Annotated in this window: 18 protein-coding genes, 2 tRNA genes and 1 pseudogene; 8 read left to right on the forward strand and 13 right to left on the reverse strand. The window is 61.7% G+C overall.

Annotation, left to right across the window (positions count from 1 at the left end):
• From RTX98_RS07100 to rfbD, 4 genes and pseudogenes are all read left to right on the forward strand, one after another.
• Positions 1–321, forward strand: a pseudogene (locus RTX98_RS07100) (membrane-bound PQQ-dependent dehydrogenase, glucose/quinate/shikimate family); the annotation flags it as partial.
• Positions 322–517: 196 nt separating this feature from the next.
• Positions 518–1,072 carry a dTDP-4-dehydrorhamnose 3,5-epimerase gene (gene rfbC, locus RTX98_RS07105; protein ID WP_312795596.1) on the forward strand — a complete coding sequence of 185 codons (555 nt, stop codon included), beginning with the start codon at positions 518–520 and terminating at the stop codon, positions 1,070–1,072.
• A 12-nt stretch (positions 1,073–1,084) separates the two neighbouring features.
• Complete coding sequence (gene rfbB / locus RTX98_RS07110) at positions 1,085–2,149, forward strand: dTDP-glucose 4,6-dehydratase (RefSeq protein ID WP_312795598.1); 1,065 nt, start codon at positions 1,085–1,087, stop codon at positions 2,147–2,149.
• On the forward strand, positions 2,146–3,033 hold the full coding sequence (rfbD, locus tag RTX98_RS07115) for a dTDP-4-dehydrorhamnose reductase (RefSeq protein ID WP_312795599.1): 888 nt from the start codon (positions 2,146–2,148) through the stop codon (positions 3,031–3,033). The genes rfbB and rfbD overlap by 4 nt, the downstream gene beginning before the upstream one ends.
• Positions 3,034–3,129: 96 nt before the next feature.
• Here rfbD and RTX98_RS07120 read toward each other — a convergent pair whose 3' ends face one another.
• Positions 3,130–4,464 (reverse strand): MFS transporter, encoded by a 1,335-nt coding sequence (locus RTX98_RS07120; RefSeq protein WP_416223076.1) that lies wholly within the window; start codon positions 4,462–4,464, stop codon positions 3,130–3,132.
• Positions 4,465–4,722: 258 nt separating this feature from the next.
• Here RTX98_RS07120 and RTX98_RS07125 point away from each other — a divergent pair, with 258 nt between their 5' ends.
• On the forward strand, positions 4,723–5,001 hold the full coding sequence (locus RTX98_RS07125; RefSeq protein ID WP_312795601.1) for a hypothetical protein: 279 nt from the start codon (positions 4,723–4,725) through the stop codon (positions 4,999–5,001).
• A gap of 86 nt (positions 5,002–5,087) precedes the next feature.
• Here RTX98_RS07125 and RTX98_RS07130 read toward each other — a convergent pair.
• From RTX98_RS07130 to RTX98_RS07175, 10 genes are all read right to left on the reverse strand, one after another.
• Positions 5,088–5,163, reverse strand: a tRNA-Phe gene (locus tag RTX98_RS07130).
• Positions 5,164–5,347: 184 nt separating this feature from the next.
• Positions 5,348–5,557, reverse strand: coding sequence for a DNA gyrase inhibitor YacG (gene yacG / locus RTX98_RS07135; RefSeq protein ID WP_312795602.1), 210 nt, complete (start codon positions 5,555–5,557; stop codon positions 5,348–5,350).
• Positions 5,558–5,656: 99 nt separating this feature from the next.
• Complete coding sequence (locus tag RTX98_RS07140) at positions 5,657–6,280, reverse strand: Maf-like protein (RefSeq protein WP_312795604.1); 624 nt, start codon at positions 6,278–6,280, stop codon at positions 5,657–5,659.
• A gap of 97 nt (positions 6,281–6,377) precedes the next feature.
• Complete coding sequence (infA, locus tag RTX98_RS07145) at positions 6,378–6,596, reverse strand: translation initiation factor IF-1 (RefSeq protein WP_189503489.1); 219 nt, start codon at positions 6,594–6,596, stop codon at positions 6,378–6,380.
• A 94-nt stretch (positions 6,597–6,690) separates the two neighbouring features.
• Positions 6,691–7,170, reverse strand: coding sequence for a low molecular weight phosphatase family protein (locus RTX98_RS07150; RefSeq protein ID WP_312795607.1), 480 nt, complete (start codon positions 7,168–7,170; stop codon positions 6,691–6,693).
• Positions 7,171–7,176: 6 nt separating this feature from the next.
• Positions 7,177–7,656, reverse strand: coding sequence for a UPF0262 family protein (locus RTX98_RS07155; protein ID WP_312795608.1), 480 nt, complete (start codon positions 7,654–7,656; stop codon positions 7,177–7,179).
• 2 nt (positions 7,657–7,658) lie between these two features.
• Positions 7,659–8,948, reverse strand: coding sequence for a histidinol dehydrogenase (gene hisD / locus RTX98_RS07160; RefSeq protein ID WP_312795609.1), 1,290 nt, complete (start codon positions 8,946–8,948; stop codon positions 7,659–7,661).
• 7 nt (positions 8,949–8,955) lie between these two features.
• On the reverse strand, positions 8,956–9,387 hold the full coding sequence (locus tag RTX98_RS07165; protein ID WP_312795610.1) for a DUF2948 family protein: 432 nt from the start codon (positions 9,385–9,387) through the stop codon (positions 8,956–8,958).
• A gap of 106 nt (positions 9,388–9,493) precedes the next feature.
• Positions 9,494–10,783, reverse strand: coding sequence for a UDP-N-acetylglucosamine 1-carboxyvinyltransferase (gene murA, locus RTX98_RS07170; RefSeq protein WP_312795611.1), 1,290 nt, complete (start codon positions 10,781–10,783; stop codon positions 9,494–9,496).
• A 147-nt stretch (positions 10,784–10,930) separates the two neighbouring features.
• Entirely contained in the window at positions 10,931–11,104 is a 174-nt protein-coding gene (locus tag RTX98_RS07175; RefSeq protein WP_312795613.1) for a hypothetical protein, read from the reverse strand.
• Positions 11,105–11,238: 134 nt separating this feature from the next.
• Between RTX98_RS07175 and RTX98_RS07180 the strand changes: the two genes are divergently transcribed.
• The 3 genes from RTX98_RS07180 (at position 11,239) to RTX98_RS07190 (ending at position 13,489) form a co-directional block, all read left to right on the forward strand.
• Positions 11,239–11,313, forward strand: a tRNA-Thr gene (locus RTX98_RS07180).
• 230 nt (positions 11,314–11,543) lie between these two features.
• Complete coding sequence (hemA, locus tag RTX98_RS07185; protein WP_312795615.1) at positions 11,544–12,821, forward strand: 5-aminolevulinate synthase; 1,278 nt, start codon at positions 11,544–11,546, stop codon at positions 12,819–12,821.
• A 155-nt stretch (positions 12,822–12,976) separates the two neighbouring features.
• Positions 12,977–13,489, forward strand: coding sequence for a TerB family tellurite resistance protein (locus tag RTX98_RS07190; protein WP_312795617.1), 513 nt, complete (start codon positions 12,977–12,979; stop codon positions 13,487–13,489).
• A gap of 831 nt (positions 13,490–14,320) precedes the next feature.
• On the opposite strand, the gene RTX98_RS07195 is transcribed toward RTX98_RS07190, so the two are convergent.
• Entirely contained in the window at positions 14,321–15,496 is a 1,176-nt protein-coding gene (locus RTX98_RS07195; RefSeq protein ID WP_312795619.1) for a pyridoxal phosphate-dependent aminotransferase, read from the reverse strand.
• A gap of 105 nt (positions 15,497–15,601) precedes the next feature.
• Positions 15,602–16,033 carry a large conductance mechanosensitive channel protein MscL gene (gene mscL, locus RTX98_RS07200; protein WP_189503511.1) on the reverse strand — a complete coding sequence of 144 codons (432 nt, stop codon included), beginning with the start codon at positions 16,031–16,033 and terminating at the stop codon, positions 15,602–15,604.
• Between the last annotated feature and the right edge of the window lie 165 nt (positions 16,034–16,198).

A 16,198-nucleotide genomic window follows, 5' to 3' on the forward strand; every position in this document is an offset into this window, starting at 1 on the left:
GGCACGGCCCGCCGCAATGGTCCCTTCGGCATCCCGTCCTTCCTGCCTTTTACCATCGGCACGCCAAACAATGGCGGCTCGGTTGTGACCAAGGGCGGGCTCGTCTTCATCGCCGCAGCCACGGATAACCTGATCCGCGCCATCGACTTGAAGACCGGCGATGTCGTGTGGTCGGATGTGCTGCCTGCCGGTGGCCAGGCCAACCCGATCATCTATGAGCAGAACGGGCGCGAATACCTCGTGATCCAGGCCGGTGGCCATCACTTCATGGAAACGCCGGTGGGCGACTACTACATCGCCTACGCGCTGCCGAAGACCTGACATCAGGCGCATAGAAACATCTTTACGGCGGGCCTTCGGGTCCGCCGTTTTCTTTGGTGAACCCGAGGCGCTTCACTTCCGGGATGAACAGCGACTGCAACACAATGCGATTGAGGTAAGCTCGCCTCAGTCGACACGAGCGGACGCTTCGCCTATTAGCAGTTCGCAGAAGAGCAATATGCAATCAGAGTGTTCGATGCTGACCGTTACCCCGCTTTCCATCGCCGATGTCGTCGAGCTGACGCCGCGCAAGTTCGGTGACAATCGCGGGTTCTTCTCCGAGACCTTCAACCAGCAGCGGCTGATCGAGGCCGGCCTGCCCGGACAGTGGATCCAGGACAACCAGTCGCTTTCGCGCGAAAAGTTCACGCTGCGCGGCCTACATTATCAGGAGCCGCCCTTTGCGCAGGCCAAGCTCGTGCGGGTCCTGCGCGGCAGCATCTTTGACGTAGCCGTTGATATTCGCAAGGATTCTCCGACGTTCGGAAAATGGGCGAGCCTTCTTCTGTCAGCCGAAAGCTTCAACCAGATCCTGGTGCCGGAAGGCTTCGCTCATGGCTTCCTCACGCTCGAGGAAGACACGGAAGTGTTTTACAAGGTGACCGCACCCTATTCGCCTCAGCATGACCGCAACATCCGTTGGGACGATCCCGAGATCGCCGTGGATTGGCCGATCGAAGGTTCTGCACCGCATCTGTCCGACAAGGACAAGGTTGCGCCTTTGCTGCGCGATATCGCCCTCGTTTTTTAAGGACCGCTTGCGATGAACATCCTCGTGACAGGTGGAGCCGGCTTCATCGGCTCAGCCGTTTGCTGCTACCTCATCAACGAAACCGAGCACCACGTCGTCAATCTCGACAAGCTGACCTATGCGGCCAACCTCGAGACACTGGCTCCGATCGCGGACAATCCCCGGTACAGCTTCGTGCAGGCCGATATTGCCGATGGTTCCAAGGTCGGCGAGACGCTGCGCAAGCATGAGATCGACATCGTCATGCATCTGGCCGCCGAAAGCCATGTCGACCGCTCCATCGATGGTCCGGCCGAATTCATCCAGACCAACATCGTCGGCACTTACCGCCTGCTCGAAGCCGTGCGCGAGTACTGGAACAGCCTGACGGGCGACAAGCGCGACACGTTCCGCTTCCACCACATTTCCACCGATGAAGTGTTTGGAACGCTCGGCTTCGACGACCAGATGTTCACCGAAGAAACGCCCTATGCGCCGTCCTCGCCCTATTCGGCATCCAAGGCTGCGTCCGACCATCTTGTGAACGCCTGGCACCACACGTTCGGCCTGCCGGTGGTCTTGTCCAACTGCTCGAACAATTACGGCCCCTACCACTTCCCCGAAAAGCTGATCCCGCTGGTGATCCTCAACGCCCTGGAAGGCCTGCCGCTGCCGGTTTACGGCAATGGCGAGAATGTGCGCGACTGGCTTTACGTCGACGATCATGCCCGCGCGCTCGTGCTGGTCGCCACGAAGGGCGAGCTCGGCCGCTCCTACAATATCGGCGGACGTAACGAGCGCTCGAACCTGACCGTGGTTCAAACGATCTGCGACGTCCTCGACCGGCTGCGTCCCCTGCCCGATGTGTCGTCGCGCCGCGACCTCATCACCTTCGTGACCGACCGCCCCGGCCACGATCTGCGCTATGCGATCGATGCCAGCCGCATCGAATCCGAACTCGGCTGGAAGGCGCAAGAAACCTTCGAGACCGGTCTGGAAAAGACGGTGCAGTGGTTCCTCGACAATGAGGCATGGTGGGGTCCGATCCGCGCCAAGAAATATTCCGGCGAGCGCCTCGGGCAGCGGAAGGCCTCGTGAAGATTCTCGTTGCAGGTCGCTCCGGCCAGGTCGCCCAATCCCTGGCCGCCATCTCCACGCCTGACCGTCAGTTCGTGACGCTCGGGCGGCCGGAACTCGACATCACAGACCCTGCTTCCGTGGAAGCAGCCATCCTCGAACACCAGCCCGCCGCCCTCATCAACGCCGCCGCCTATACGGCCGTCGACAAGGCAGAAACCGAACCGGACGCGGCCTTCGCGGCGAATGAGACGGGCCCGCGCGTTCTCGCGACCGCAGCGCGCGAAGCGGGCATCCCGATCCTGCACATTTCGACAGACTACGTCTTCGCAGGAAACAAGGACGGCTTCTACACCGAAGACGATCCCGTCGATCCCCAAAGCGTCTACGGCCGCTCCAAGCTCGCCGGCGAGCGCGCGGTGGCGCAAGCCAACCCGGACCACGTCATCCTGCGCACCGCCTGGGTATTCAGCCCCTATAGCAACAACTTCCTGAAGACGATGCTGCGCCTGGCAGCCGACCGCGACACGATCCGCGTCGTCGCCGATCAATGGGGCAGCCCCACTTACGCGCCCGACATCGCAGAAGGCCTGGCTAGGGTACTCGACCACGCCCTCGCCTCCCCCGCCGACCCAACCTGGCGCGGCATCTTCCACATGACGGCCGAAGGCACCTGCACCTGGGCCGACTTCGCTGAAGAAGTCTTTCGGCGGTCGGCAGAGCTAGGGGGAGCATCGGCCAAGGTCGAGCGGATCACGACTACGGAGTACCCGACGCCAGCTATGCGGCCGGCGAATTCGCGGTTGGACAACGGCACGTTTGCCAGCGCTTTCAACTTCACCCTGCCGTCTTGGCAGAATGGCACGCAACGATGCCTCGAAGCGCTACAACAAGCGTCGAGCTAGGTAGCTTCTGCTTCAACCCCGCTGAAATTAAAAAGACCCGGCCGCTTGCAGCCGGGTCTTTTCATATCTGCCCTGCTGTGCCGCAGGATGGTTGCTTCAGTAGGCCAGCGCTGGCCGCAGTCCGATATCGCCTTCCAGGCGCTCGCTGTAGCGCATGAGGTAGAAGCCTAGAGCTGTCGTCAGCACGGCAATGAAGACCAGATACCAGGCATGGGCCATAGGATTGACGGCCAGCAGCGACGTCACCACCACCGGCGTCAAACCGCCGAAGATGGCGTAAGCAACGTTGTAGGAGAAGGACAGGCCGGAGAACCGCACTTCGGCCGGGAATGAGCGCACCATCACGTAAGGCGTCGCGCCCACCATTCCCACGGACAAGCCCATCACCGCGTAAAGCGCAAACAGAACCTGCAGTGACACGCCGGCATAGGTATAGAACGCGAAGGTCGCGATGCCGAACACCACGCCGGCCACCGCAAAGAAGCGGCCGCTGCCGATGCGGTCCACCAGCGCGCCCGCCGAGACCGTGCCGACGATCAGGAACAACGAGCCGAAGCTGGTGGCCAGCAGCGACTCCAGCGGCGAATAACCATAAAGCTTCTGCAGGAAAGTCGATGTCATCAGCGTCGTGACCACGATGCCGGCCGACAGGATCCAGGTCAGCAAGGCCGAGATCACGACGCCATGCAGATGGTCGCGCAGGACGATCTTGAGCGGCAGGCTCTTCTGAAGCCGGTTGCTGGCCTTCATCTCCAGGAAGATCGGCGTTTCGCTGAGCCAACGGCGCAGATACACGCCGAGGAGGCCGAACACACCGCCGATAAAGAACGGAATGCGCCAAGCGAAACTCGCGACTTCCTCTGGGCTGAAGGCCCAGTTGATTCCGGCGGCGATGAACGAGCCGAGCAGGATGCCGAAGGTCAAGCCGGAGCAAAGGAAGCCGCAGGCCATACCGACGCGATTGGCAGGCACGTGTTCGGCCACGAAGGTCCAGGCACCCGGAACCTCGCCGCCGATCGCCGCGCCTTGCAGCATGCGAAAGACAATCAGCAGGATGGGCGCCAGCACGCCGATCGCCGCGTAAGTTGGCAGACAGGCCATCGCCAGCGTCGACAAGGCCATGAGGAAAACTGACAGGGTGAACACGCGCTTGCGGCCGGCACGATCGCCGAAATGCGCCATCAGGATGCCGCCCAGCGGACGCACGAGATAGCCGGCAGCGAAAATGCCGAAGGTCTGGATCAGAACAAGCCATTCCGGCATGTCCGGCGGAAAGAAAAGGTGGCCGATCACGCTGGCAAAAAAGACGAAGATGATGAAATCGTAGAATTCCAGTGCGCCGCCCAAGGCTGAAAGTCCCAGAACCCGTATGTCATCGCGATTGAGCGACCGCACAGGTGTGCCTGTCGCTCCATCCAGTTTTGCTTGCATTAATCCAACAACGTCCTCTTCTTGCCGGCGCATGCGCCGGATCGCGATGCTTGTTGCGCGACTAGCGGCCAGTCACAAGCCATCAGGCACAGATGATTGTGGGAAAGCGGGAGCGCGGAAGGCTTCGTGCGCCTTGCTTGAAGATCGGTCCGCCGTACTTGTCCCGATCGTCAGCGCGATCCAGCGTGGCAAGTTCAGCCAAGCACGCTGGACCCATCTCAGGAGTTGCGCGTTCGACCCCAAATGGAGGACCAAGTCATGAAAGAGAAGATCACCACAGGCACCAACGACCGCCCCAAGAACGAAACGATTGGTCAGTCCGGCTCCGGCCTGCCGGATGACAGCGGGTCGATCATCGAAGTCAGCGACGATCAGGTCGAAGCTGTTCGCGCCAAGCTCGGCCTGTCGGAGAGTTCAGAAGACCGCAGCCCAGCCCGCCGCAAGGATCAGGACCGACCAGCAACCGATAGCGGCGCCGATGCTCCCGGCGCGGAGGAGATCGCCGGCGCCGGCGCGGAAGAAGACACCTACGATTGAGGCCATCGCCGCTGCTGATGGGAGATTGGCAGCGGCGCGGAAAGCCGACTAAAGACCGATCAGGAATGGTGTGTGTTTGGGAGAAATGGTGCCCAAGGGCGGAATCGAACCACCGACACTACGATTTTCAGTCGCATGCTCTACCAACTGAGCTACTTGGGCATCCGGTCCAAGGCAAATGCCATGGCGCGGCGGGGTTGGTGCTCCGCCGGAAGCGAGCGGGGTTATAGCACGGGTTTTTGCCCTGTCCAGCACCCCAAGGGCATTTAGGAAAAACATTCGTCAGCTTACCCACAGCCTCCTCGCCGAACGCCCGATCCGGGCTGTTCGTGTGTTGGGAAAGGCTTCAGCTGCGCTCGCTTTCGCCCGGGAGCGTTTCCTGTTCGTCTTCCTCGTCGTCGCGCACGGGAATGGCGTAAGCGCCTGAGAGCCAGCGGTTCAGGTCGATGTCCTTGCAGCGCGGCGAGCAGAAGGGGAAGGTGGCGCGCTGGGAGGGGCGGCCGCATTCGGGGCATGGGCGTTTCAGGCGCAAAGGGGTGACGATCGTCTCAGCCATGAACTGGCGCTTCCAATCAGGTCGGTCTGGGATGTAAGCGGAAGATAGGTACGCAGGCGATCCGAGGAAAGATCGAATTCGTAGCCACGATGGCGAGGCTTACGAGCCTGCGCCCCAACCGGAATGGACGTCGAAGCCATCGCCGGCCAGCAGGCCTGCGGTCTCATAGAGCGGCAAGCCGACGACATTGGTGTAGGAGCCGACAAGTTTCACCACCCAGCCCCCTGCGAGGCCCTGGATGGCATAGCCGCCCGCCTTGCCGCGCCATTCGCCGGACGCGATGTAGCGGTCGATCTCGCGACGCGACAGGCGTTTGAAGCGCACGCGTGTTTCCACGAGCTTCTGGCGCATCTTGCCGGCCGGCGTGATGACGCAGACGCCGGTGTAAACGCGGTGCGAACGACCCGACAGCAGTTGCAGGCAGTCGACCGCCTCGTCGGAGATCGTTGCTTTCGGCAGAATACGGCGACCCACAGCCACAACCGTATCTGCAGCCAGAATGAAGGCGCCGGTTGCCGTCTTTTCGGCGGCCATGATGGCCACAGCACGCTCGGCCTTTTCGCGCGACAGGCGCTTGGCGAGCGAGCGCGGAATCTCGCTCTTGGCGGGCGTCTCGTCGACATCGGCCGGCAGAATGCGATGCGGCTCGATGCCCATCTGCTGCAGCAGCTCGATGCGCCGCGGCGAGCCGGACGCCAGAACTAGCTTTGCAACGTCGCTCATCGATCAATTCCGGCAATGAAAGCGGAGAATGGCGGCTTCAAACGGCTGGATGCCTAAGCAGGCGCCGGAGCGGCCGTTTTGTTCAAAACGGCCGAGTTTACTTGAAGCGATAGGTGATGCGGCCCTTGCTCAGGTCATAGGGCGTCATTTCCACCAGGATCTTGTCACCCGTGAGCACGCGGATGCGGTTCTTGCGCATGCGGCCAGCGGTGTGAGCAATGATCTCGTGCTCGTTTTCCAACTTCACCCGGAACATCGCATTCGGCAGCAGTTCCGTGACCGTGCCGGGAAATTCGAGGACTTCTTCCTTTGCCATCCGTATCCTTTCTGCGGCCCCTTCAGAAGAGACCTGAAATCTGGGGCAACACCTATATGATGCCGCGCCTGTTGTGAACGTCTTATTTGGGGTGTCAGGACGCGCTTTTCGAGCCAAAGCGGTTGATTATTCGCGCTTCCAGCCGATCGCGCACATCGCGATAGGCGTCAAGGATCTGGTCACGCCGGCCCGTCGCTGAGGTCGGGTCGGCCGTCGGCCAATATTCCACGTCCACTGCCAGCGTGCGCGTCAGTTCCAAAGCGCGGTGGTGCGCTTCCGGCGCCAGCGTGATGATGAGGTCGAAATAGTCGTCTTCCAGCTGGTCGAGCGTGATCGGCTGGCGCTCGCCCAGTGTCAGGCCCTTTTCGGCAAGCACGGCATCCACGAAGGGGTCGCGCTCCCCTGCCCGCACGCCGGCCGATGCCACGAAGGTCGACGACGGCAGCACACCGCGCGCGATCTGCTCGGCCATAGGCGATCGCACGGCATTCATTCCGCATAGAAAAAGTACGGAGCGCGGCGCTTTGGCGGGTTTGTCCGCTGTATCGTCTTTTTGAGGTTCCTGATCCGTCACAGGCAATCAGCCGCGCCAATGCAGAACGCAGATCAGCGTGAACAAGCGCCGGGCCGTGGTGAAGTCGACCTCGATCTTGCCGCCCAACCGGTCCAACAGCGTTTGCGAGCCTTCATTGTGAAGGCCGCGCCGACCCATGTCGATCGCTTCGATCTTGCTTGGCGTGGAAGACCGGATCGCGTCGTAATAGCTTTCGCAGATCATGTAGTAGTCTTTCACAATCCGCCGGAATGGAGTCAGCGACAGGATGTGGAGCACGACCTGCTCGCCGTCTTCGCGGTTGATGGCGAAGACCAGTTTGTTTTCCACCAGTGACAGCTTGAGCCGATAGGGGCCACCCGCCTCGTCGCCGAGAGGACGAAAGCTGTTTTCCTCGATCAGGTCGAAGATCGCGACCGCGCGCTCATGTTCGACATCCGGCGTGGAACGGCCGATTGATTCGTCGAGCTCGACTTCGATCAATCGGCAGTTCGGCGGCAGCGTCATGGTCAGACGTTCAATCGGATCGAAACGGAGCGGCCATGGGCATCCAAGCCTTCGGCTTTTGCCAAGGCAATGGCGGCCGGTGCCAGCGCGCGCAATTGATCGGGGCCGAGCTTCAGGATCGAGGTGCGCTTGACGAAGTCGAGAACGGACAGGCCGGACGAGAAACGGGCCGAGCGTGCGGTCGGCAGGACGTGGTTGGAGCCGCCGACATAATCGCCGATCACTTCCGGCGTATAGGCGCCGAGGAAGATCGCGCCGGCATTGCGGATCTTTGGCAGAAGCGCATCCGGATCGACAATGGCGAGTTCGAGATGCTCGGCGGCGATGCGGTTGATGAGGGGAACCGCAGCGTCGATGCTGTCCACCAGGATCAGCGCACCGAAATCGGCCCAGGAACGTGATGCGATCTCGCCGCGCGGCAGAAGCTTGAGCTGTCGCTCGATGCCTTGCGCGACCGCATCGGCAAAGCCGGCCTCGTCGGTGATCAGGATCGACTGCGCGGAGGCATCATGCTCGGCCTGCGCCAGGAGATCGGCAGCGATCCAGTCGGGGTTGTTCTGGGCGTCGGCGACCACAAGGACTTCCGAAGGCCCGGCGATCATGTCGATGCCGACCGTGCCGAACACCTGGCGCTTGGCGGCCGCGACATAGGCATTGCCAGGACCAACGATCTTGGCGACCGGCGCGATGGTTTCCGTGCCATAGGCAAGGGCTGCCACCGCCTGCGCACCGCCGATGCGGTAGATTTCGCTGACGCCTGCAATGTCGGCAGCCACCAGCACGAGCGGGTTTAACACGCCATCGGGTGCCGGCACCACCATGGCGAGCCGCTCGACCCCGGCCACGACAGCTGGCACGGCGTTCATCAGAACAGAACTTGGATAGCTTGCCGTGCCGCCTGGCACGTAAAGGCCGACCGACTCAACAGCCGTCCAGCGCGAACCGAGTTCAACACCGACGGCATCGGTATAGCGATCATCCTGCGGCTTCTGACGGGCATGATGGGACGCGATGCGTTCCCTGGCAAAGCGCAGTGCATCCACCACCGTTGGATCGGCGCTCTCGTAGGCTTGCGCGATCTCTTCCGGCGTAATCCGCAGCCGCCCGGTGATGTCGGAACGGTCGAAGCGCTTTGTATAATCGATCAGGCCGGCATCGCCGCGCGCGCGGATATCGGCGATGATGTCGCGCACCGCGCGATCCACATCATCCGACACTTCGCGCTTGGTCGATAAAAAGGAGGCAAAGCGGGGCTCGAAATCGCCCTCACGCTGATCGAGACGGGTTACCACAGCAACATCATCCGAAATGGGCGGGCTTCGATCCCGCTTCCCAGGCCGCACCTAGATCGGTCAAACGGCCTTCGACGTAATCGACCTGAAGCCGAAGCGCATGATCGCCGGCAAAAATCAGCTCGATCGTGCCGGCGGGCGCGTCTTCAGGCGTGAAGCGGATCGAGAGAAGAACGAGAACGTCGTCCACCTTGTCGCGCGTAATTCCGCTTGCGCGCACAGCCTGCACGCCTTCGAAATGCAGAACCGAGCGGCGGCGTTCGTAACGCTGATTGAACACGGAATTGACCGGGCTTTCCCAGGCGAAGCGGTTCATTTCCAGAAGGAAGCGACGTGCGCCCTTGTCCCAGCGCATATCCCCGACGCGGATCACCGCATCCTGCACATGGGCGGAAACGATTTTCAGATCGTCTTCGTCGAGTGCTGCAAGTTTCAGCATGGCGATCTCATTTGACAGGTCCGGTTTCGTGTAGGCGTTCACGCGCGGGAGAGCAATGTGTCACCCGCGCCTTTCGCTAGACGAACGCGTCAAATGTCGTGCGGTTTCAGCTGGATATGCGTTCGATGTCGGCGCCGCAGCGCGACAGCTTTTCTTCGAGGCGCTCGAAGCCGCGATCGAGGTGATAGACGCGGTTCACCACCGTTTCGCCCTCGGCCGCCAATCCGGCGATCACCAAGGACACGGATGCGCGCAGATCGGTCGCCATCACCGGCGCACCCTTGAGCTTGGAAACGCCATCCACGATCGCCGTCTGGCCGGACAGGTGGATCTGGGCGCCGAGACGCGCCAACTCCTGCACATGCATGAAGCGGTTTTCGAAGATCGTTTCGGTGATGCGCGACTGGCCGTTGGCCATCGTCATCAGGCCCATGAACTGCGCCTGCAGATCGGTCGGAAAGCCGGGGAACGGTTCGGTGGTGATGTCGACCGGCAGGATGCCGTTGCCGTTGCGGCGAATGCGGATGCCGCTTGCGCCCGGCGTTACCTCGACGCCGGCTTGCACCAGCGTGTCGAGAGCAGCCTGCAGATAGTCGGGCTTGGCGCCTTCGAGCAGAACGTCGCCGCCGGTCATCGCCACGGCCATCGCATAGGTGCCGGTTTCGATACGGTCGGGAATAACGGCATGGCGCGCGCCATGCAGCGTTTCCACGCCCTCGATGGTGATCGTTGATGTGCCGGCGCCACTGATCCGCGCGCCCATCGCGTTCAGGCATTCGGCGAGGTTGACGACTTCCGGCTCACGCGCCGCGTTTTCCAGCACCGTTTCGCCCTTGGCGAGCGATGCCGCCATCATCAGCACGTGAGTCGCGCCAACGGAAACCTTGGGGAACGCATAGCGCGCGCCGACGAGACCGCCCGGCGCCTTGGCATTGATGTAGCCGCCATCGACGTCGAGCGTCGCGCCCAATGCTTCCAAACCTTCGATAAACAGATCGACCGGCCGCGTGCCGATAGCGCAGCCGCCCGGCAGCGACACACGTGCCTCGTGGCAGCGCGCCAGAAGCGGGCCGATGACCCAGAAGCTCGCCCGCATCTTCGACACGAGCTCATAGGGTGCTGTGGTGGACACGACGTTGCGCGCGGTGAAGCTGATCGTGCGCGAATAGCCTTCCGCCTGCTTTTCGCGGCGGCCGCTGACGGCATAATCGACGCCGTGATTGCCGAGGATGCGGATCAGCTGCTCGACATCCGCGAGATGCGGCACATTCTCCAGGGTCAACGTGTCGTCGGTCAGCAGCGACGCGATCATCAGCGGCAGCGCGGCGTTCTTGGCGCCGGAAATCGGAATAGTGCCGTTGAGCGTGTTACCACCCACGAGTCTGATGCGGTCCATGCGAGCCCTGACTTTCCTTGAATGCCGGAGGCCCGCAAACGCGGCGTCGAACGGCGAATAAACTAAACCCGTCCCCTAGACGATCAAGATGGCCACATCAAGGAACCCGTTTGCCGTCTCCCTGATCGTGGGCTCCCGAGCGCGCCCTTATTCGTCCTCATTTGCCGCCGCGCCGCCTTCCACCGCCACCCCTTCACGGCGCAAATCCGCCTCACCCTGCCGGCGGGATCGGGTTTGCTCCTTGCGGCGGGCAAGATTCGCGCGAAGCTGCTCCGCCAACCGATCTTCCCGCGTTTTCGCCGCCTTCTTGTCGTCCGCCATGTTTTCCCCAAGCATATCTGAGCGCGATCATCATAAATCATACCGCTTCTGTTAAAAACCTGCCTTGGGTAAGTGCAAGCCTCGCTTGCGCTTTGCAAAGACCTATGGCAGAAGCCAGCCGCATTCGTCGGCCAGCTGCGGTAGCTCAGTGGTAGAGCACTCCCTTGGTAAGGGAGAGGTCGAGAGTTCAATCCTCTCTCGCAGCACCATCTCTACCCCGTCTATGCGCCCCTCCCCTTGGTACTTGATCGAGCGCGCAATTCATTTGCATGGAATGACCGCCAGTTTGACCCAGATCAAAGGTCGCACCACCGGTCTCGGCTAGAACACCGTCACTTGGTCAGGCAAAGCCGTGGGGCAAAATGACCAAGTCCTTGAAGTTTACGGGTTTGGCGCGCGGTCCTATAATCGCCACCACCAACCGAACAGGGCGGATGGAATGAACTACGAGCGGTTTTTCGAAGAAGCAGTCGATCAGGTCCACGCGGAAAAGCGGTATCGCGTTTTCGCCGATCTCGAGCGAATCGTGGGCGAGTTCCCCCGCGCAATCTGGCGTTCGGAAGGTGAAGCACGCGAGATTACGGTGTGGTGCTCAAACGATTATCTCGGCATGGGCCAGCATCCCGATGTGATTTCCGCCATGCAGAGCGCGGCGGGACGCATGGGGTCGGGTGCTGGCGGCACGCGCAACATTTCCGGCACCAACCATCCGCTGGTCGAGCTTGAGCGCGAGCTTGCCGACCTGCATGGCAAGGAAGCCGCGCTCGTTTTCACCTCAGGCTTCGTGTCCAACGAAGCGTCGATCTCGACCATCGCGCGGCTTTTGCCGGACTGTCTGATCCTGTCGGATGAACTCAACCACGCCTCGATGATCGAAGGCGTGCGGCGTTCGGGCGCCGACAAGAAGATCTTCCGCCACAACGACCTCGCCCATCTCGAGCAGCTGCTGGCGATCGCACCGCGTGAGCGCGCCAAGCTGATCGTCTTCGAGTCGGTGTATTCGATGGATGGCGACATCGCGCCGATCGCAGAAATTACGGCGCTCGCCCGCCGCTACAATGCGATGACCTATATCGACGAGGTTCATGCGGTCGGCATGTATGGCAATCGTGGCGGCGGCATCTCTGATCGCGACAATCTCGCCGGCGAGATCGACGTCATCGAAGGCACGTTGGCAAAGGCTTTCGGCACGCTGGGCGGCTATATCGCAGGCCCGCGTTCGGTAATCGATGCCGTGCGCTCCTATGCACCCGGCTTCATCTTCACCACGGCGCTGCCGCCTTCGATCGCAGCCGCTGCCACCGCCTCGATCCGCCATCTGAAAGAATCACAGATCGAGCGCGAACAGCAACAGCGCCAGGCACAGAACACCAAGGATCAGCTGTCGGCCGCCGGCCTGCCGGTGATGTTGTCGGAAACGCATATCGTTCCGGTGCTCGTCGGCGATCCCGAGCTTTGCAAGAAGGCGAGCGATCGTTTGCTCGAAGTGCACGGCCTTTACATCCAGCCGATCAACTATCCGACCGTGCCGCGCGGCACCGAGCGCTTGCGCATCACGCCGACGCCGTTTCATTCGGATGCGCTGATTGGTGAACTGGCCTTGGCCCTGCGCGAAACCTGGGAAGCCCTCGGCATCCCCTTCGCCACCGACCGCCGTCCGGCACAGCAGCGCACCAACCGGATCATTCCGCTGGTCACGTCCACGGCAGGCGGCTGACGCTCGTTCAAAGGGCGTCCTTCAATGGACGCCTTTTCCCGCTGTCGGCGTCGATCTGCTTTGAGTCGCGCCTGCAGACTGCCTAGAACAAAGCTTGCCCATCCAGATTGCCGGCAGCTAAAACGCTGGTCCCGATATCGACCTGCGTGGGCAAGATGCACCTTCTGATCGCATTACTAGGCATCATTGCTGCGATCATCTTCTTCGTCATTCGCGCCCATACCGTTTACGGCGCGGCCAAGGAGATCAATCAGGATACCAAGGGGCTGCAGCGGCGGGCAAAACAGACGTTCCAAAACTTCCGGGGAACGAAGCTTTCGCGCATCCGCGATCCGCAACTCGCTGCCGCCATCCTGTTGATCCAGTTGATCCGCACGGAAGCACCCGTCACGGCGCAGGAAAAGACCGCTATTCTAGACAGTTTGCGCGACCCATTGCGCGCAGCCGACCCGCAGGCGCTGTTCGAACAAGCCTGGAGCTACACGGAAAATCGCGCCTTCTTCTCGATGGTCTCCGATGAACTGCTACCCGTGCTGAAAGCCAGTTTGAACGACGGTGAAAAGCATGAGCTGGTTGCCATGCTGACCAAGGTCGCCGGCGCTTACAGCCAGATCAGCGAACTCCAGCAATCCTCGATCTCACGGCTGAAGAAGACGCTGTTTTTGTGAAGCGCTTCGTCGGATGATCGATCCTATGCAGCTTCCGTCCCTTGCAACATGGTAGCAAGCGCGGCCTGAAATCGGCTTCGCACACTCGTCGTCATCCCCGGGCGGAGCCGGAGCGTAAGCGGAGGCGCAGATCCGAGGATGACGAAGTGGGATCGTAGTGCGCGACATCGCAGAACCTGGCGCGGCTCCTCGCCCCCCGGAACGGGGGAGAGGTGGCCCGTCAGGGTCGGTGAGGGGGAACGACCTCGCCGCCGCCGCTGCACTTGCCGAACCCAGAGCTTGTCCTCCTCACCGTCACGGCTGCGCCATTCCTCTCCCCCACGAAGGGAGGGAGAGGAATGGCGCCAGGTCCGTTCAACTCTGCGCTTTGATCAAAAACTTATCCACGCCTCTAACCGCTCAGCCTATCCTCCACCCATCGCCCTTGTCGGGAACTCTGGTGCGCACCGGGGATCAGAGGAGGGCGGCGGTGTCCGGGCTGGTTGCGCTGCGGTAGCGCGATCTGGAGGTAATCAGTCCTCTCCAAGCCCGGGCCACGAGCCGGTTCAGCCTGTTTCGGACCTTTCCAGGGGGAGAGCCATCCGAACAGCCCCCCGGTGCCGCGGCAAGCGCACCGACGGACGCGAGACTTCCGCGCCGTACATAGTATCAATCTGAGGCGCGGATTCTTGCGTCCGCTTCCCGAACTTTCATGGTCGGGAAGGCGGGAAGTCGTGCCTGCAAGACAGCACATGATCAGGTGACGCCATGGCGCACCTGCGTTCTTTGACAATGACTTAGCCCTGGCGCGAGACGCTTACGCTGTCCTTTACGGGAGCCCTCAGCGCCCCCTCACCCCGCCGGCTGTGCTCGGAAATAATCCGCAAGCCGTCCCGCCGCCTCCTCCAGCTGTTCCAGGTTGCGGTGGAAACAGAGGCGGAAGTGGCCGGCGCCGGCGGCACCGAAGGCGGTGCCCGGTGCGAGGCCGACACTGGCCTTGTCGATGATGTCGAAGGTCGCGCTGCGGGAATCGCTGATGCCGTCCACCGCGAAAAAGGCGTAGAACGCGCCTTGGGGAACGCTCATGCGCACGCGGCCCGTATCCAGCAGCGCGTTGCAAACGAGATCGCGGGCCTTGTGGGCGCGCTCGACCTGACTCGCAACAAAGGCATCACCCTCATCCAATGCAGCGACCGCGCCGCGCTGCATGAACTGCGCGACGCCCGAAGTCGAATACTGGATCAGGTTCTCGAACACCTGCTGCAGATCGGGATGAATGCGCAGCCAGCCGATGCGCCAGCCGGTCATAGCCCAGTTCTTGGAGAAGCTGTTGACGAAGAGGATGCGGTCCTCAGGCTCCATCACATCGAGGAAGGACGGCGCGCGGCTGCCGGAATAATGATAAAGCGAATAGATCTCGTCGGCGATGATCCAGAGGTTCTTGCGCCGGGCGAGATCGAGCAACCCGCGCAATGTCTCATGATCGGCGGTCCAGCCATTGGGGTTGGACGGCGTGTTGATGAACAGCGCGCGCGTGCGCTCGGTCACCGCAGCTTCGACGCGTTCAAGGTCGCAGACCCAGCCATTGCCGGTTTCCGTCAGCGGCACCGGCACGGGCGTGGCGCCCGACACGCCGACGGCACCGGCAAAATTCGGCCAGGCCGGCGAAAGATAGATGGCCTCGTCGCCCGCCCCGGTTGTTGCCTGCAATGCCAATTGGATCGCGTGCATGCCGCTGGCGGTGACGATGAACTCTTCCGGCTGAAAGGCGTGGCCGAAGTGGCGAATATAATAGCGGGCAAGCGCCTGGCGCAGTTCGGGAATACCGCGCTGCCAGGTGTAGAAGGTTTCGCCGTTAGCCAAGCCCGCTTGTGCCGCTTGCGTGATGAAGTCGGGCGTCGGCAAATCGCCCTCGCCGGCCCAGAGCGGTATCGTGCCCGGGCGGGCGCGGCCATAGTTGATCGCCGCAACGATGTCGCTTTCGGGCACGTTGCGGGCATCGCCGCGCAGATCATCAAACAGGCTCACGATCAAATCTCCAGGGCGACTCACAAACGAAAGGCGAACAAAGCACGACTCATCAGCGCGCCATGCTTCGATAAGCCTTCGATCACCGCGGCGCTAGCGCCAGGATCACACCGCGCGTCTGGCCAGAAGATCGCGAATTTCGGTAAGAAGCTGCACATCCGGCGGTGGCGGCGCGGCCGGGGTCGCAACCTTCTCCTCGCGCTCGATGCGGCGACGCAGGTTGTTCACGGCCTTGACCATCAGGAAGATAATGAAAGCCAGGATCAGGAAATTGATCACGACCGTGATGAAGCTGCCATAGGCAAACACTGCGCCCTGCTCGCGCGCTTGAGCAAGCGTAGGCGCGTTGACGGCGGAAGACAGCGGCAGGAAGTAGTTGGAGAAATCGAAGCCGCCAAAGATCGCACCGATGATCGGCATGATGATGTCGTCCACCAGCGATGTGACGATCTTGCCGAACGCAGCGCCGATGATCACGCCGACGGCAAGATCCATGACATTGCCGCGCGCAATGAATTCCTGAAATTCCTTCAGCATCCCGCCATCCTTTATCCCCAAGCGAGCGCGCCTCCGCGCAGCCCCATGATCCAGATCATAGCTGCGCGACGCAGCGTAAGCAAAGCGCTGCGCACTCTATCCACCGCAGGGACTTTCGCAGCATTGGACAGCGGTCACCCTGCGTGCTTTGCTTTTGAACAATGG

It is taken from the genome of Tianweitania sp. (assembly GCF_032053605.1).
Taxonomy (GTDB): Bacteria; Pseudomonadota; Alphaproteobacteria; order Rhizobiales; family Rhizobiaceae; genus Tianweitania.

Excerpts from the sequence above, each read along its gene's own strand:
- infA (WP_189503489.1), bottom strand. The coding sequence starts at position 6,596 with ATGGCAAAGGAAGAAGTCCTCGAATTTCCCGGCACGGTCACGGAACTG.
- rfbB (WP_312795598.1), top strand. The coding sequence starts at position 1,085 with ATGAACATCCTCGTGACAGGTGGAGCCGGCTTCATCGGCTCAGCCGTT.
- yacG (WP_312795602.1), bottom strand. The coding sequence starts at position 5,557 with ATGGCTGAGACGATCGTCACCCCTTTGCGCCTGAAACGCCCATGCCCC.
- RTX98_RS07175 (WP_312795613.1), bottom strand. The coding sequence starts at position 11,104 with ATGGCGGACGACAAGAAGGCGGCGAAAACGCGGGAAGATCGGTTGGCG.
- mscL (WP_189503511.1), bottom strand. The coding sequence starts at position 16,033 with ATGCTGAAGGAATTTCAGGAATTCATTGCGCGCGGCAATGTCATGGAT.
- RTX98_RS07125 (WP_312795601.1), top strand. The coding sequence starts at position 4,723 with ATGAAAGAGAAGATCACCACAGGCACCAACGACCGCCCCAAGAACGAA.
- RTX98_RS07190 (WP_312795617.1), top strand. The coding sequence starts at position 12,977 with ATGCACCTTCTGATCGCATTACTAGGCATCATTGCTGCGATCATCTTC.
- RTX98_RS07140 (WP_312795604.1), bottom strand. The coding sequence starts at position 6,280 with ATGAGCGACGTTGCAAAGCTAGTTCTGGCGTCCGGCTCGCCGCGGCGC.
- RTX98_RS07155 (WP_312795608.1), bottom strand. The coding sequence starts at position 7,656 with ATGACGCTGCCGCCGAACTGCCGATTGATCGAAGTCGAGCTCGACGAA.
- RTX98_RS07120 (WP_416223076.1), bottom strand. The coding sequence starts at position 4,464 with ATGCAAGCAAAACTGGATGGAGCGACAGGCACACCTGTGCGGTCGCTC.
- RTX98_RS07165 (WP_312795610.1), bottom strand. The coding sequence starts at position 9,387 with ATGCTGAAACTTGCAGCACTCGACGAAGACGATCTGAAAATCGTTTCC.
- murA (WP_312795611.1), bottom strand. The coding sequence starts at position 10,783 with ATGGACCGCATCAGACTCGTGGGTGGTAACACGCTCAACGGCACTATT.
- hemA (WP_312795615.1), top strand. The coding sequence starts at position 11,544 with ATGAACTACGAGCGGTTTTTCGAAGAAGCAGTCGATCAGGTCCACGCG.
- rfbC (WP_312795596.1), top strand. The coding sequence starts at position 518 with ATGCTGACCGTTACCCCGCTTTCCATCGCCGATGTCGTCGAGCTGACG.